At 39.6% G+C, this 15,239-nt stretch carries 12 protein-coding genes; 4 read left to right on the top strand and 8 right to left on the bottom strand.

From position 1 onward, the window contains the following. Positions 1-358 precede the first annotated feature (358 nt). Positions 359-859: a peptide-methionine (R)-S-oxide reductase MsrB gene (gene msrB / locus QUB80_RS18295; protein WP_289790936.1), complete on the bottom strand. Its 501-nt coding sequence runs from the start codon at positions 857-859 to the stop codon at positions 359-361. A 664-nt stretch (positions 860-1,523) separates the two neighbouring features. On the opposite strand from msrB, the gene QUB80_RS18290 reads away from it, so the two are divergent. The 4 genes from QUB80_RS18290 to QUB80_RS18275 all read left to right on the top strand — a co-directional run bounded on the left by QUB80_RS18290 (position 1,524) and on the right by QUB80_RS18275 (position 4,875). Continuing rightward, positions 1,524-2,270 carry an ATP-binding cassette domain-containing protein gene (locus QUB80_RS18290; protein WP_289790935.1) on the top strand — a complete coding sequence of 249 codons (747 nt, stop codon included), beginning with the start codon at positions 1,524-1,526 and terminating at the stop codon, positions 2,268-2,270. Continuing rightward, the gene (locus tag QUB80_RS18285) at positions 2,267-2,905 is read left to right on the top strand and encodes an ABC transporter permease (RefSeq protein ID WP_289790934.1); all 639 of its coding nucleotides are present in this window, start codon (positions 2,267-2,269) and stop codon (positions 2,903-2,905) included. The genes QUB80_RS18290 and QUB80_RS18285 overlap by 4 nt, the downstream gene beginning before the upstream one ends. 212 nt (positions 2,906-3,117) lie before the next feature. Then, positions 3,118-4,017 (top strand): glycine betaine ABC transporter substrate-binding protein, encoded by a 900-nt coding sequence (locus QUB80_RS18280; protein WP_289790933.1) that lies wholly within the window; start codon positions 3,118-3,120, stop codon positions 4,015-4,017. 120 nt (positions 4,018-4,137) lie between these two features. After that, entirely contained in the window at positions 4,138-4,875 is a 738-nt protein-coding gene (locus tag QUB80_RS18275; RefSeq protein ID WP_289790932.1) for a phytochelatin synthase family protein, read from the top strand. Between the two features lie 36 nt (positions 4,876-4,911). Here the strand turns inward: QUB80_RS18275 and QUB80_RS18270 are convergent, their stop codons facing one another. The 7 genes from QUB80_RS18270 to QUB80_RS18240 form a co-directional block, all read right to left on the bottom strand. Next, entirely contained in the window at positions 4,912-6,309 is a 1,398-nt protein-coding gene (locus QUB80_RS18270; RefSeq protein WP_289790931.1) for a pyridoxal phosphate-dependent decarboxylase family protein, read from the bottom strand. A gap of 60 nt (positions 6,310-6,369) precedes the next feature. After that, entirely contained in the window at positions 6,370-6,831 is a 462-nt protein-coding gene (locus QUB80_RS18265) for an SET domain-containing protein-lysine N-methyltransferase (protein WP_289790930.1), read from the bottom strand. A gap of 89 nt (positions 6,832-6,920) precedes the next feature. Continuing rightward, the gene (locus QUB80_RS18260) at positions 6,921-7,880 is read right to left on the bottom strand and encodes a fatty acid desaturase (protein ID WP_289790929.1); all 960 of its coding nucleotides are present in this window, start codon (positions 7,878-7,880) and stop codon (positions 6,921-6,923) included. 905 nt (positions 7,881-8,785) lie between these two features. After that, positions 8,786-9,427 carry a Uma2 family endonuclease gene (locus QUB80_RS18255; RefSeq protein ID WP_289790928.1) on the bottom strand — a complete coding sequence of 214 codons (642 nt, stop codon included), beginning with the start codon at positions 9,425-9,427 and terminating at the stop codon, positions 8,786-8,788. 287 nt (positions 9,428-9,714) lie between these two features. Beyond that, positions 9,715-12,369 carry a family 10 glycosylhydrolase gene (locus tag QUB80_RS18250; protein WP_289790927.1) on the bottom strand — a complete coding sequence of 885 codons (2,655 nt, stop codon included), beginning with the start codon at positions 12,367-12,369 and terminating at the stop codon, positions 9,715-9,717. 136 nt (positions 12,370-12,505) lie between these two features. Continuing rightward, the gene (locus QUB80_RS18245) at positions 12,506-13,840 is read right to left on the bottom strand and encodes a TIGR03279 family radical SAM protein (protein ID WP_289790926.1); all 1,335 of its coding nucleotides are present in this window, start codon (positions 13,838-13,840) and stop codon (positions 12,506-12,508) included. A 111-nt stretch (positions 13,841-13,951) separates the two neighbouring features. Continuing rightward, entirely contained in the window at positions 13,952-14,902 is a 951-nt protein-coding gene (locus QUB80_RS18240; protein ID WP_289790925.1) for an undecaprenyl-diphosphate phosphatase, read from the bottom strand. Between the last annotated feature and the right edge of the window lie 337 nt (positions 14,903-15,239).

Raw genomic sequence — 15,239 nt, 5'->3', positions numbered from 1 at the left:
CTTCCCCCAAAAGAAAGATTGTCGATTGTAATTTAATTAATATAAGAATCTGGTTTGATTTTGAAATTATGTATGCGTGTTAACGTCAGCGTCAGGCAATATTATCAAGGGTTTGTGCGTTCCCAACTCCGTTCTAACGCACCCTACAAATTCTAATTTTTCAACAATCAAGTATTAATCATATATCAGGATATTAAGCGTCAAACAATCACAGTTAAAGTACTAAGATAAAGTTTGTTACCTAATTTTTTAAAGCTAAGATAAATTTGGAGTGATTAAGTCAAATAATAAGAAGCGATCGCCTCTTTTGTGCAACCAAGAATCAGGCGATCGCTTTTCGGTTTAAGACACTTAAAAATTACGCTTGAGAAGTAAATTCCATTGCTACACCATTCATGCAGTAGCGCTTTCCAGTCGGTGCAGGGCCATCATTAAACACATGACCAAGATGTCCTCCACAACGGCTACAATGAACTTCAACCCTAGTCATAAAAAATGACTTGTCTACGGATGTGGCAATAGCCCCTTCAATGGGTGCATAAAAACTTGGCCAACCAGTACCGCTATTAAATTTGGTTTCTGCCGTAAACAATGGCTGTCCGCAACCAGCACAGACGTAAGTACCTTTGGCATAATTTTTATCTAGTGGACTAGTGCCAGCCCGTTCTGTACCGTGTTTCCGTAAAACACGGAACTGTTCTGGTGTCAATGTTTGACGCCATTCTTCCTCAGTTTTGTTAACTTCAAACTTCTCAGGATTAGAAGTTGTCATAACTCGCGCTCTCCTAGTTAAATAACTTGATAACCACACTGCACTCACTGTGGCAGCAGCAGTTACTAAAAGATTTCTTCTTTTCATCTTCCATTATTTATTAAGTTTTATAAAGTTAACAATTAAGCAAGCCGTATAACTTTGATAGGGATTGCCTCACTTAGTCAATATAATGAATGCTGAAGCTAACTCTAGGCTGAGAGTTGCATTAAAATTGGCTAAGATTACGCGATCGCACCCCAGGTATTCTCCACAACTGAGTGTAAACTGATTTGGGTTAGAACTTTTGCATTTATATATGCCAAGTTTAAACTAAGACAGCCATTACCCTGATCGCATGAGATTTTAGGTGATTAAAGCCCATAACTTAATTTATATGTCTTACTATTTTAAGTTGGATTGCTAATAGTTATCAGCAACTCACTGTTGCATTAAGTCCACCTGTGAAACACAAGCAAGTAATAACTTCCTCACTCAAGCAAAAGAAAGTGTCAAATTAACTATTTCGTATTGTCCAAAATGGGAAGTATGGCTTGATTGAGAAAACTGGGAAATATTTATTTGGAATCAAACAAATTAGACAATTTAGCGACCATAGGAATTATCTCATACTCAATAGTGAAAGCATATAGATAGCGCGGTAGATAGGGCGATCGCATAGAGTAAAAAATTATTTTCCCGCGTATTCTTTAAATTATTAACAAAATTAGCACATAATTACATAAAACCAACCTCCACGGAAACTTAACTTATGCCCCAGGAGATTGCTGTCGAATTTCGTAATGTCGCCTTTAGCCGCAACCATCGCCCCCTAGTATCAAATCTCAATTTCAGTATTAGTCGAGGAGAAGCGCTGGTATTGTTAGGACGTAGTGGTAGCGGTAAAACCACGACAATGAAGTTAATCAATCGCCTGTTTACACCAACCCAAGGTGAAGTTGTATTTGATGGCATTCCGACAACTCAGTGGAATGAAATTCAATTGCGGCGCAAAATTGGTTATGTCATTCAAGAAACTGGTTTATTTCCCCATTTCACAGTTGAACGCAACGTCGGTTTAGTTCCCTCTTTGGAAGGTTGGAAACCTAATCAAATTAAAAGCCGGGTATACGAACTTCTGCATTTGGTTGGTTTAGAGCCAGCAAAATTTGCCCAAAGATATCCTCACGAACTTTCAGGAGGGCAAAAGCAACGAGTTGGTGTCGCAAGAGCGCTAGCCGCAGATCCACCTGTATTATTGATGGATGAACCTTTCGGCGCACTCGATCCGATTACACGGTTAGAATTGCAACAAGAATTTTTAAGGTTACAACAAGAATTAGGCAAGACAGTTGTTTTTGTGACTCACGATATTCAAGAAGCGTTTATTTTAGCTTCGAGAATTGGTTTAATGCATGGAGGAGAATTAGTGGTGTTGGGGACACCAGAAGAATTTATGCGATCGCGAAATCCAGAAGCTCTTGCTTTTGTGCAATGCTTAAAATCTTTCGCCCTATGAATATCAGTAATTTTTTCTTAATCAAATATGCCCCAGAAATTCTTGCACGCACATTAGAACACTTGCTGCTAGTTATAATTGCTATTGACATCGCTATTTTGATAGGCATACCATTAGGTGTATTAATTACCCGCCAAAAATCTTTGCGTCAACCGATTTTGGGGATTGCTAATATTTTTCAAACTATTCCTAGTTTGGCGCTGTTTGGCTTACTTATTCCCGTGCCTATAATTGGTGGTATTGGTGCTACTCCCGCAATTGTTGCCCTGGCTCTATATTCTTTATTACCTATAATTCGCAACACTTACACTGGTATTGCGGGTGTAGATCCGGCGATTCGAGAAGCTGGGCGCGGTATGGGGATGACGGATCGACAATTACTCTTACAAGTAGAAATTCCTTTGGCGATGGGAGTAATTTTAGCGGGAGTGCGAGTGGCAACAGTGATAGCGATCGGTGTTGCAACTATTGCTGCTGCTATTGGTGCGGGTGGTTTAGGGGAGTTAATTTTTCGTGGCATATCCACAGTGAATGATCAATTAATATTAGCTGGTGCGATTCCAGCAGCAGTGATTGCTTTAGTCGCTGATTTAGGAATTAGTTGGATAGAAAAACAATTGAAAATTAAAAATTAGGGTGCGTTACACTACGTTAACGCACATTCATAATTTTAAGAAGTGACAAACCACAAAGGACACATTAGAAGCGGAGCGGCTACTTACCCTACGGGAAGCCGGGCAAAGCCCGTCTACAGAAGCCACTACTCTACCTTGAAGCCGGACTACGTCCGTCTACGTGTCTACCCGTAAGGGTAGGACACAAAGAATAGAGATATTAATAGAGATCAATGAAAAAAATTTTTATATTTTTCCTTTTAACTTTTACTTTAGTATTTGCAATTGCTAGCTGTCAAACCAGTAACAATAGTGGAGGTAGTGGTAATATTGTTGTTGCTTCTAAGGGTTTTACCGAACAAGATATTTTAAGCGAACTTTTAGCACAGCAAATCGAGGGAACAACTAATTTAAAAGTTGGGCGTCGCCGCTTTACTAGTGCCTTAGTTACTCATCAAGCTCTTGTTGCTGGCAAAATTGATGCCTATGTAGAATACACAGGTACAGCTCTTGTTGGGATTTTGAAACAACAAGGAGTTAAAGATCCAAAAGTTGTTTACGAACAATTAAAACAAGCTTATGCTCAGAAGTTTAATTTAGAAGTGATGGCACCTTTGGGTTTTGAAAATACATTTGCCATGATAATACGTGGTGATGATGCAAGGCGCTATCAACTTCAAACTCTTTCTGAAGCTGCTCAATATACGCCCCAGTGGCGTGGTGGTTTTGGTTATGAATTTATGGAACGAGAAGATGGTTTTCCAGGATTAGCTAAAACTTATGATTTACGCTTTGCCAAATCTCCCCGCCTCATGGATTTAGGGTTAATATACCGAGCGCTACTGCAAAAACAAGTAGATATGATCAACGGTAATTCCACTGATGGGCAAATTTCCCGCTTAGATTTGGTCATATTAAAAGATAATAAACAGTACTTTCCCCCTTATCAAGCAGTACCAATTGTGCGTCAACAAACATTACAAAAGTACCCTGAATTAAGGAAAGCCATATCTCAACTTGAAGAACGTGTTACCGCTCAAGAAATGCAAAGACTAAATTATTTAGTAGAAGGAGAATTACGTGATATTAAAGAAGTTGTATTGGAGTTTCGTAAATCTAAAGGTTTAGTATGATACGTAGAAGACAGATGGCAGAAGGTAAAAAGCTGTTTCACCCATTTTCTAGGAGTTATTATTTTACATTTAATTTCTTTTTATCTATTTATATTAATAATATTTAAATGGAAATAATATATGAAAAAACATTTACGAAATCCAATTAAATTGCCTACAAAAATTATTGTTTTAGGCATTTTTTTTGCTGGAAATAATATCTATGCTCAGACGATACCTGTATCATCAGACTTGATTGATTTCACGTCTTCTCAAGGTGAAAAGCTATTAATTGAAAGTCGTTCGCGACAAGATTTCTTTCCTCTCAGTACGCAATTTTTGACACAAAACAATCAAGCATATTGTGGAGTTGCTAGTAGTGTGATGGTGTTAAATGCATTGGGAATACCGTCACCAGAAGCTCCCGAATATAAGCCTTATCGCATATTTACTCAAGAAAACTTCTTTAACAACGAAGCAACTCGAAAAGTCATAGCTCCTCAAGTTGTCGCTCGTATGGGAATGACATTAGAACAGTTAGGTAAATTATTAGCAAGCCATCAGGTAAAAACACAGGTTTATCATGCTGGTGATACTACTATAGAAGAGTTTCGCAAACGCGCTGCCAAAAATTTAAAACAACCAGGAAACTTTATTGTAGTTAACTATTTACGTAAAGAAATTGGACAAGAAAAAGGTGGCCACATATCACCAATAGCAGCTTACAATGAGCAGACAGATAGATTTTTAATTTTGGATGTTTCTCGTTATAAGTATCCACCTGTTTGGGTAAAAACAGCAGATTTATGGAGGGCAATGAACACTTTTGATTTAGTATCTGGTAAAACACGTGGATTTGTAGTTGTCAGCAAAAATTAAACAATAAGTTAATTTACTTGTGCCATCTGCCTTTTCTTAACTAATACGGCAATATTTCTCAGCAATTCGTAGTATAACTTCTAAACTTCGTTCGACATCGACATCAGTAGTTGACCAACACGAAACACTAATTCGCATGGCGGTTTGCCCTTGCCAAACTGTGCTACCGCACCAACAAGTCCCCTCGGCTTGAAGCTCGGCGATGATCTGATGGGTTGTTTGTGAGCTTCCAAAAGATACCAAAACTTGATTTAACACCACATCGTTGAGAATTTCATATCCGGCAGCTTTCAATTCCTTGGCAAATCTTCTAGCATGGCAACAGGTTCGCTCAATTAAATCTGCTAATCCAGAACGTCCGAGCGATCGCAACGCAGCCCATACTTCTACACCGCGAGCGCGCCTAGATAATTCAGGTGTGTAATCTGAGGGATTGCGCTGATCGGTGACAGTAGGCAGAAAATCGGCAGTAATCGCCATCGCTGCTCGCAAAGCTTTAGCATCACGAACAAACGCCAATCCACTGTCATAGGGTACATTCAACCACTTGTGGGCATCTGTCGCCCAAGAGTCTGCATTTTCTACTCCTGTAGTGAGGTGCGCCAACGATGGAGCTGCACCCGCCCAGAGTCCAAACGCGCCATCTACATGCACCCAGGCTCCCAATTCTCGCGCACGTTCGCAAATCGCTGCCACTGGATCGCACGCGCCCGTATTCACATTTCCGACTTGGGTACAGATAATTGCAGGACGAGATAAGCTGGGAATGGCTTCCGGACGCATCCGCCCTTGAGCATCTACGGGAACTTTCACAACTCGGCTTCGACCTAGCCCCAATAATCCCAACGGTTTCAATACACTTGGGTGTATCTCCTCACTGACGGCAACCGTTATGGGTGGCGCACCAAACAAGCCATCTGCATCTACATTCCAACCCTCTTGTTTGAGTACGGCATGGCGAGCCGCAGCTAAGGCTGTAAAGCTAGCAACGGTTGCACCTGTGACGAAGGCACCACCACATTCTGGGGGTAAATGCAGTATATCTAAAAGCCAACGTAGAGCCACTTGCTCTAAAAAGGAAGTAGCAGGAGTGATTCGATAAAGTCCACAATCTTGATCCCATGCTGTTGCTAGCCAATTAGCTGCTATAGTTACAGGCAGAGAACCACCATTGACAAACCCAAAAAAACGAGGCCCTGCTATTGCCATTGTTGCAGGTGGAACGATTTGATCGAGCTTTTGTAAGACGAGTTCAGGATCGACAGGCTCATTGGAAAGGGGTTCATCTAACTGAATGAGGTTGGCGATCGCATCTTTTGTAGGAGCAACTTGACGAGTGTCTAAGCCTTCAAGATAGCGAATAGCGTATTCAGTCGCTGTTTGCAGGATTTTTCTGATGTCTTGGTTCTTGCCCGTATCGAGATCAACAATCATTATGCTACTCCACTATTAATTGAGTTAGTGCGATCGCAGTTGCGGTAGTTTCATCCTTTGTTATGCAGAGATATTTAGTGTTTTGAGGATGCTTTGTTTAATGTGCGAATTAATTCTGTAGTTCTTTAGCAAGCTGATTGGCAAATCTTCTGCTCCGGATATTGTAGTGATACACTTTGGAGAACCGCACCTACACTGAAATGGCCTAACCATCCTCCATTCTGTAGAAGGATAGAAAAATGTTATTTCCTCTCCCACAGCAATATCACGTTCTGCAATAATTTGCTTGTTGGTAAGGTCTACAAAGGAAGTTGGCGAACAAGAGTGATTCATAGCCGCCAACAATTCGTCTAAAATATGTTGGTTGAAATCAACTTGAACAGTTAAAAAATTTTGAAGACTAAAAACAAAGTTTATATTTTTGATGACTTGACCTTTCTTGATCGCAACGTTAGCAACTGTCTTGCGATCACAATCTTGATTGCCAACAAATTTGTAATATTCTAGTATTTGCTGAACCATAATTCTTGAAAAATACTGGTAAAAAAATGGTGTATAAAGATAGAAAGATAGAAAGTTTTAACTAGTAATTTAATTTTTACTCTCCTGTATTATTTAGTCTCTATCTGAGCTTTTTCAGGTAACCATGCTTCTGGAATAAAAACTTGTTCACGGAAAATATTCCGTATAAACTTCGTATAAAACGACAAGTAAGAGGAATCTAAATATCGAATCTTTGGCTTTATATAACTGTGTAGTTCCGCCAGTCTATCACCAGGTATATTAGGAAGCCAATGATGCTCAACATGATAATTATTGCCATCTGTAAACCACACTGCTAATTTACTAGCTGTAATAGTTCGTGTATTTACAGCAACATCTGCCACACTTCGCTCACATCCTATATGTTCGGGCAGTTCAATCAAAGCATAAGTTGGAGAGGCAAATATTAATGGTATTAGCCAGATTTTCAAAAAAATTGTTGTTTGAAATCCTATTGTAATAGCTAAAATTGAAAATAGAAAAAGAGTCATTAAGCGGTATTCATCTCGAATTTTTACTTCTGCGTTCGATATTGTGTTAAAAACTTCTAAATCTTCTCCTTTGATTGTTTTATATAACCTTACAGCTACATGACGATAGTGAGGTAATAGCAGAAGAGGGATTAAGATTTTTGGCGACTTTAGTGAGCCGCAGTCATAATTAAAAAATTCCTTATCTTCTGAACTTCCAAGTAATTTATGATGCCTGAGATGACTATCTTGATAGTCAGAAAAGGATACTAACATAGGTAAACCTAATAAGAATCCTATAATTCGATTCCATTGTTTACTATGAAAAGCCGTATTATGAACGCACCGATGCTCTAATACTGCCGCATGAGTATACATCAGTCCTAAAAAGAACATTGCACTCAATGAAATTATGTCTTTAAAACTTAGAATTAGAGTTACTGAGACAGCACTCAGACAAGTAAATACTAAAATTTTTACTAAGAACAAATCTTGTCTTATCTCTGTCAATTGACTTAAGTTAATGTCGGTGAACTCACCTATTTTTAGTGTAGTCATAATCTCTTTTAATCAAATTTGGCGTTAGAAGTTAAACAATTAAAAATCAACTAAATTGAATAATTTACAATACTTGTGACTGAAAATTTTACAAATAATGACCTTAAATAGTTAACTTTGATTGTCATAGTCTACTTATTTATGATTTGAGTTATGAAATATATTGTGTAATTATTTATAGAATATTGAATAAATTATTGCTTGATATTTTCTTGTTTGTCTTCTGTAAAATTACAGACATGATTTTTATTTTTAGCAAGAATAAAAAGTTTAAAACTGAAAGCAAATCTACTGGAGAATCTACTTTGTTTTTTGGTTATATAGACTTAACTGATACCAGAAAGTAAATATTTTGATGTCTCTTGACTTAGTAGTGCTAATTCAAGAGTGACTAAAATTTGTAATAGTGAAAAGACAAATTTTTACTTTGGTTAAGCTAACTGAACAATAACCATGGAATTTATACTTATAAGGTTTAATTCAGAAATACCAATATTTTTTGCAAATACTAGGTAAATTTTCTCCTAATGTTTTAGCATTTGACTTAATTAAAATCAAACAGAATAAACTCTTAAATTTCTATATCATAAAATTTCTAGTAAATATACTGGATTCACGCCAATATTCAAATTAACTTGTATCCAATTAATTGTTTTAATTAATATCTAAGCAGAAAGAGCCAAAAATAGTGCCATCACCTACTCTAAACTTTTTGTACTCATTCTATTCTCAAACAAATCAACCACAATAGACACCGATAAACACTGATAAAATCTTTGTCCATCTGTGTTTATCTGTGTTTGATATTAACCTAGCTCCTAATTTTTGCAAGAAATTCCTTGAACACTTTTCCATCGAACTTAAAATTAGAGATAAATATTTTTCGTTAAACTAAAATTTTGTCATTATTTTTCTGACTGACGTAGCAAGGTTCTAAGTTCTCGCAACATTTGACTGGTTCCATCGTCAATGGCTTTTTGTACCAGTCGGGGAATAAGTTCTGTTATGAGTAAATCGGGAAAAGTGGGACTAAAAGCAGATTCTACGTAGTTGCTAGCTTGGAGGATGTAAATGGTTAGCTGATGCTTGTTGTAAATCCACACTTCAGGAACGCCCAGGGCTATGTATGCGTTGAGGGTGGTTTTTGAAGTAACATCAGATTCAATGGCCAAGTCTGGAGGAGGACAAACGTTCAAGTCCATTTGGGTACATCCTTTTACCTGGCTGGTGTTTTGGATATAAAAGCAGGTATCTGGTTCTACGCCAGCAATTTCTGGGCGTTTAAAGGTAGTCGAGCCAAAATCTTCCCAGTTGCGTCCTTGGATTTCTAGTATTGTGGTGATGTAAGCAATGATGCGATGAAGACGCTCATGTAATGCTAACGGGGATATGATTTCTAGGGTGCCTCGGTAGTATGCGATGCGAGTGTGACGTTTTTCTCCTAAGTCAGCGAGAATTTGCTCAAAGTCTTGCCAGGATAGGTTATGAATGGCGATTTGGCTACCGGGAGCCAGTTCTATGGCTTGGATGGGTATAGTTACCGTCATTCTGTTATCAACCTTAGCTGCGCTGCTATTTTTTCAATTTTGACGCGCCATTCTCGTGCGAGGAGTTTTTCTGTTTTAGCGATCGCCTAATGTTCTCTCCAGTTAACAATCGCTCCCCCGTATTGTTCTTTACGCACGAGTCATGGAAGAATAAAACCACTCCAGGCACAGCGAGCACGGAAGAATAAGTATGAGAGGTTATAGAACCCCGACTTTTTCAAAAATTCGGGGTTCTGAACGCTAACTACTGGCTTTATATTCCCTTCTGCCCTCTGCCTCCTACCTTCTTACCTTCCCGCAGTTCGCTCGCCATAATGCAGCAGTCTTTCGATAGTTGCAAGACGATTTTCCCAAACTTTGACTTGATAGGGATTATCTAAGGCTTGTAGGCGCATCCATATCCGAAATTGAGACTGGAAGCGAGCAATAGAGGCTTTTGCTGCTTGCAATTTACTAGCATTTGGCTTGGCAGCGAGTTGATTTAAAGCATCTTGTAAAACTTCTGCTTGGGTGTTAAATTCCGAAATGATCGTGGCTGGTAATCGCAGTTGGCGATTTTGCCTGACAAAGTTCCATTCAGCCAGCAAAACTGCGTAACGAGCGGCAGCAGTTTGAAAAGGCTGGCGCAGAGGAGTCGGTTCTTTTGGTGTAACTTTTTCTCTGCCTTGGGTGCGACTAAAAACTTTTTGTAAGTCGTTGTGAAAATTTTCTGCTGCAAATAGAGCATAACCGCTAATTGGCAAGTCTCTAACCAATTGAATTTGATCAAATGCTCCAATAGTGGGTAAAGAAAGCAGACGAATTCCTGGTACTAACAGAGCAGAGCCTAATTTTGATGAAGCAATCCAAGGCTGTGCTAGTCGCTCAAAGCTAAAGGTATCTTGAGCATAAGTCATGGGAATGATTAAATCTACATCACCACGCCTTGCCCAAACTTCCCAATGCTGCTGAATTTTTTGAATCCGCTCTTGTTCTTTGAGGGGAAATACTGCTGCCGACAAAATTAAGTGCGATCGCTTGGAGCGCAATTGCTGTGATACTTGAGCAACAAAGCTATTGACTTGCTCGGTACGAAATTGAGTCCACTTTTGCCAAAGTTCTTTTTGGCTGGGAGAAATATTGACTGGATCTACACCTGTCAGTTGCTGAAATTGCTTCCTAGCTGCTTGCCCATAACCGTAAGTTCTTCCGGCTGCCTCGTCTTGGAAGGGGTAACGAATGTAGTCTAAATGCAAGCCATCGACTTTGTAGCGGGTGACAATTTCCTCATATAACCGAAGTAAATATTGTCGTACCTGGGGATTGGCTGGATCTAAGAAAGGTTTGCCCTGCCCTAGTGGTATAGTTTGCCCACGTTGATCGTAGCCAGCCCAATCAGGAAAAGCAGCTAGGATTGGCCCTGGGTAATCTGGTTTAATATTGAGAATTTGATTGTGACGTTGATTGCCAGCCGCAAAAGTCCAAACCCAAGCATGTAATTCCATGTTTCGCTCATGGGCTAACTTCACTGCTGCTGCCAGTGGATCCCAACCGCGAATTAAAGGATTTTGCTGTGGTGCAACGTGACTAGGATAAATGGTGTAACCAGCGTTGACTGTTTCAAAAAATACTGTATTGATTCCTGCTTGTGCCAAGCGATCAAAAATTTGGGCGAGCCCTTGCTCACTTCTAGCACGGACAATTGTACCTCGATCTAGCCAAATCGCCCTGATTTCTGGTTGAGCGATTCTCCGATCTAGGGGAAACAATTGCCACAAGGTAGCTTTTGCTTGCACCCAGGATGAGCGGGCTTGAGCATATTTTTTATCTGCTATTAGCTGTGGTAAGTTTTTTGCTATTTCTCGTACTTGGGTAAGACTTTGGTTGATATCGGAAAGCGCAATATTAGTTTTAGTGGAGGCTAACTGTACCTGCCGTTCCTTGGCAGCTTGGAAGTTATCATTGTAGGCAGCAGCAGCTAAATTGGCGCTTTCGACTCGATTGATCAGATTTTCTAACTGTTGCTGGAGAGCGATCGCCTCAGTGCGACTAATGGGTGCATTCGAGTTGGGTTCGACTTTTAAATTTAGTCCTTGTTGAAGTTGATCGATAGCTTCATCAGCAGGTTGTAAGGCATTGGCAGAAGCAATGGTAGTGCTGACTCTCTCCTTAGAGGCTGCCTCTACGGAGGTATAACAATTTGGAGAACCTCCTGGTACTCTACCAATGTAACCAGAAGATACATCTGCATGACGGTTGAGAGCAGCTTGTAACCAAGCAGTATCTGTCTTAGATGACGAAACAGCATCTACTCCCCAACGCCATCCCAACAGGGTAGAACGTTCTGTCGTTAGTACTGCTGCCGGGCGCTCTTTGGCATCCCAAACAGCAACTGCTTGGGCAGCTACGGTATTGGGAATCACAACACCACCGTGTACTTTACCAATGAGGCTATTTCGACTTACCCATGCTTGTGTCTTGGCTGGTGCTAGTTGCAGGTTTTGAGGAGAGTCAAGGCTAAATCCCCAATAACCTCCTAACAGTGTTTGCAGTAATTGCCGCACTCCCGGCGTAGACAAACTTCCTACTGCCCCACTGGCAATTAAGCGCCCACCCTTACTCATCCATTCTTCTAGAGCGATCGCAACTGTTGGTGTTAAATTTTCGACATTGGGCAAAAACACCACTGGGCGATCGCCTAAATCTGCCGCGCTTTTAATGTTCTCTAGAGAAATTACGCAATACTTCACTCCTGTTGCTTGCAAACGATTGGTAATTGCTGTCCACTGATTGGCGTTTGCTTGCGTATAGACTATGCTTAATACAGGTTCAGAAGTCGTGGCTTTTACAGGCAAAATTTTTAATGAACAATACAATAATAATTTAACTTGTAAAATCAATAATCCTATTTTTTTTAGCTTGTTTAATTTGCTCTTTTTGGTAGATTTACCTTGATGTTTCACTCTTTGCTCCTCACACAATTAGTCATTAGTCATTAGTCATTAGTTTGGAAATATCAACTTTTGACTATTGACTACAGAACTCACACAATTAGTTATTGGTCAATTGACTTTTGCCTATTGACTATGTGATTTAATTTCAGCACAAAGGCTGAATACACGTCTTGATTAATTCTTCTACTCCCGCCACAGGAAAGATTTTTGTCTTTAATTGGCGAGCGACTTCTTCAATACTTATATCATCTAAGAATACAGATTCGCCATGTTTTAACATGACTGTTGGCAACAAAATTCCTGCTCCTAAATCTTGTTTTTGTAAATTTAATAGTAAATCATGACCTGTTAACAAGCCAGTGACAGTAATATTTTGTCCCCAATAATCGCTATTTAAAGCATGCATTTTAATTTCTAATCCTTCAGTCGAATTTAAGCGCTGGAGGATAGGTTGAAAAGCTTTTTCCACCGCGTTACCAACAACCCAATGTAATCTGCGCTGAGGTTTTACTTTTGGCGGTAATAATTTGTCAGCAGCTTGGGCAAATTTTTTTAGAAATAAGCGAATTGAACCAACTCCATTGTCTATTTGCGGATAATCTTCATATTCAGATTCAGATGGTAAATCTTCGCCTGCAATTAAAAACCATTCATCTGCTAACCAGGCAAATGTCGAATCGAATTTTTGACGAAACTCCTGCTGGAGCGATCGCACTTGCTTAATTACTTCTGTTGCTTTTTCTTTTGTCACGGGTGTAAGTTCGTCTTGCTCTGGACGAAACTTTGTTAACCCTACTGGCACTACTGCCACCGAAGCCACTGCTGACACATCCCCAGTATGGAATAATGCTAACTCGCGCAGAGTTTGTTCTAAATGTACGCCATCATTTATACCAGGACACACTACAACCTGAGCATGAATTTGCAGCCGTCTTTGTTGGAACCACTTGATTTGCTGCAAAATTTGTCCGGCACGGGGATTTTTTAACAGTTTAATTCTAACTTCAGGTTCAGTGGCATGAACAGAAACATACAAAGGAGACAACCGCATTGCCTCAATTCGCTGCCATTCTCGTTCAGTCAAATTAGTTAAGGTAAGGTAGGAACCGTACAAAAAGCTCAAACGATAATCATCATCTTTGAGGTACAAGCTTGAGCGTTTACCTGGTGGCTGTTGATCGATAAAGCAAAATGGACAGCGATTATTGCATTGAATTAGATTATCAAATAATGCCGTTTCAAACTCTAGCCCCAGGTCTTGATCGTAATCTTTTTCGATTTCAATATTATGGATTTTTCCAGCAGCGTCTAAGACTTCTAGTTCTAGCACTTCATCAGCGCACAAAAACTGATAATCAATTAAGTCGCGGGGACGTGTACCGTTAATACTGACGATCGCATCCCCAGTTTCAAATCCAATTTCTGCTGCAATGGAATCAGGTAGTACTTTGGTAATTAGAGCTGGACGAATAGTAGTCATTGCTAAAGAGTTATTAGTCAATAGTCATGAATCATTGGTCATTAGTCAATTGTGAATAGTCAATAATCTATAACCAAGCACAAAAGACAAAGGACAAATGACAAAGGACTATTAACTATTGTTCAACACTCCAGCCCCAATTGCCGCCAGTATTACTACGCCAAATATGAGCCGATACCAAATAAACACCCAGCTACTATGGGTTTTGAGAAAGCGCAGCAACCCAGCGATCGCTAAATAAGAAAATACCGCCGATGAAATTAAACCAACTACTAAGGACACAATTCCTGTGTCTCCTGCCAAAATATCCTTTAACTCGACTAATCCAGCTATAGTGATGGCAGGAATACCCAATAAGAAAGAAAATCGCGCCGCAGTAGCCCTTTGTAATCCTAAAAATAATCCTGCGGTGAGGGTGGAGCCAGAACGAGAAACACCAGGAATTAAAGCCAATGCTTGGGCTAGCCCCATAAATAGCCCATCTTGCATCTTCAAATTTTCAAAATCGCGTTGCCGCTTGCCAACAAATTCTGCTATTCCCAGCAAGATAGACATCACAATCGAAGAAAATGCAATGGCTCCCACACTCCGCACAGGAGAATTATCATAATCTGGGACTAATATCTTAATCAATATCCCGAAAAATACAATTGGCACTGTTCCTAACACAATTCCTAAGCTCAGGCGGAAATCGTAATTGTTGTAGTCTTTGTGTGCAAGAGCTTTTACGGCTCCCTGAAAAAGTCGTGCTAAATCCCCCCAAAAATACCAAATTACTGCTGCAACACTCCCCAGTTGAATTACGGCGGTAAATGCCACCCCCGGATCGCCCCAACCAAGTGCTACTGGTATGACTTTTAGATGTGCTGTACTACTAATGGGTAGAAATTCTGTTACTCCTTGTACAAAACCTAAAAAAAATGATTGAAAGATATTCATTTGTTGCACCCCAGTTATGGGCTGAGGCTGAGTACCAAGAACTTGGATCGGGAATATCGCCACTGACATCAAAGCAGATATGATACTTAAAATTAAAAACGATTGACGTTTTGATAGAGTCATTAGTATACCTGCGTCACTTTAATTACAAACAGATGCTCAGTAAAGTTTTTCAGAAATAAGTGCCAAGAAACTTTGTCGCGCGGTGACAACCATTCGTAAATTAATTCACTACTGACTACTTATGAGAACCTACTATGTTTCAACAATGACCGATGATAGGTCAATTGCTTCAAATCATTCGTAAAGAATTTATGAAGTATGGCGTTTGTCAATAGGAAATATTGCTTACTAATTACATTTGTCGCCACACTTTAAACTCTTACATCGCTTGCGTAATTTTATCTAAATTTTTTCTTTTAAGCAGGTAATATAGTTTGTCTTTCTTGGTCTAAAGAAA

It is taken from the genome of Chlorogloeopsis sp. ULAP01, assembly GCF_030381805.1.
Classification (GTDB): domain Bacteria; phylum Cyanobacteriota; class Cyanobacteriia; order Cyanobacteriales; family Nostocaceae; genus Chlorogloeopsis.
Note: the sequence above shows the minus strand (reverse complement) of the source record. Positions and strands in the feature narration are given on the sequence as shown.

What these genes read in the sequence shown, in the direction of transcription:
- QUB80_RS18275 (WP_289790932.1), top strand. Translation starts at nt 4,138, where the DNA reads ATGAAAAAACATTTACGAAATCCAATTAAATTGCCTACAAAAATTATT.
- QUB80_RS18255 (WP_289790928.1), bottom strand. Translation starts at nt 9,427, where the DNA reads ATGACGGTAACTATACCCATCCAAGCCATAGAACTGGCTCCCGGTAGC.
- QUB80_RS18285 (WP_289790934.1), top strand. Translation starts at nt 2,267, where the DNA reads ATGAATATCAGTAATTTTTTCTTAATCAAATATGCCCCAGAAATTCTT.
- QUB80_RS18265 (WP_289790930.1), bottom strand. Translation starts at nt 6,831, where the DNA reads ATGGTTCAGCAAATACTAGAATATTACAAATTTGTTGGCAATCAAGAT.
- QUB80_RS18240 (WP_289790925.1), bottom strand. Translation starts at nt 14,902, where the DNA reads ATGACTCTATCAAAACGTCAATCGTTTTTAATTTTAAGTATCATATCT.
- msrB (WP_289790936.1), bottom strand. Translation starts at nt 859, where the DNA reads ATGAAAAGAAGAAATCTTTTAGTAACTGCTGCTGCCACAGTGAGTGCA.
- QUB80_RS18280 (WP_289790933.1), top strand. Translation starts at nt 3,118, where the DNA reads ATGAAAAAAATTTTTATATTTTTCCTTTTAACTTTTACTTTAGTATTT.
- QUB80_RS18245 (WP_289790926.1), bottom strand. Translation starts at nt 13,840, where the DNA reads ATGACTACTATTCGTCCAGCTCTAATTACCAAAGTACTACCTGATTCC.
- QUB80_RS18260 (WP_289790929.1), bottom strand. Translation starts at nt 7,880, where the DNA reads ATGACTACACTAAAAATAGGTGAGTTCACCGACATTAACTTAAGTCAA.
- QUB80_RS18290 (WP_289790935.1), top strand. Translation starts at nt 1,524, where the DNA reads ATGCCCCAGGAGATTGCTGTCGAATTTCGTAATGTCGCCTTTAGCCGC.
- QUB80_RS18270 (WP_289790931.1), bottom strand. Translation starts at nt 6,309, where the DNA reads ATGATTGTTGATCTCGATACGGGCAAGAACCAAGACATCAGAAAAATC.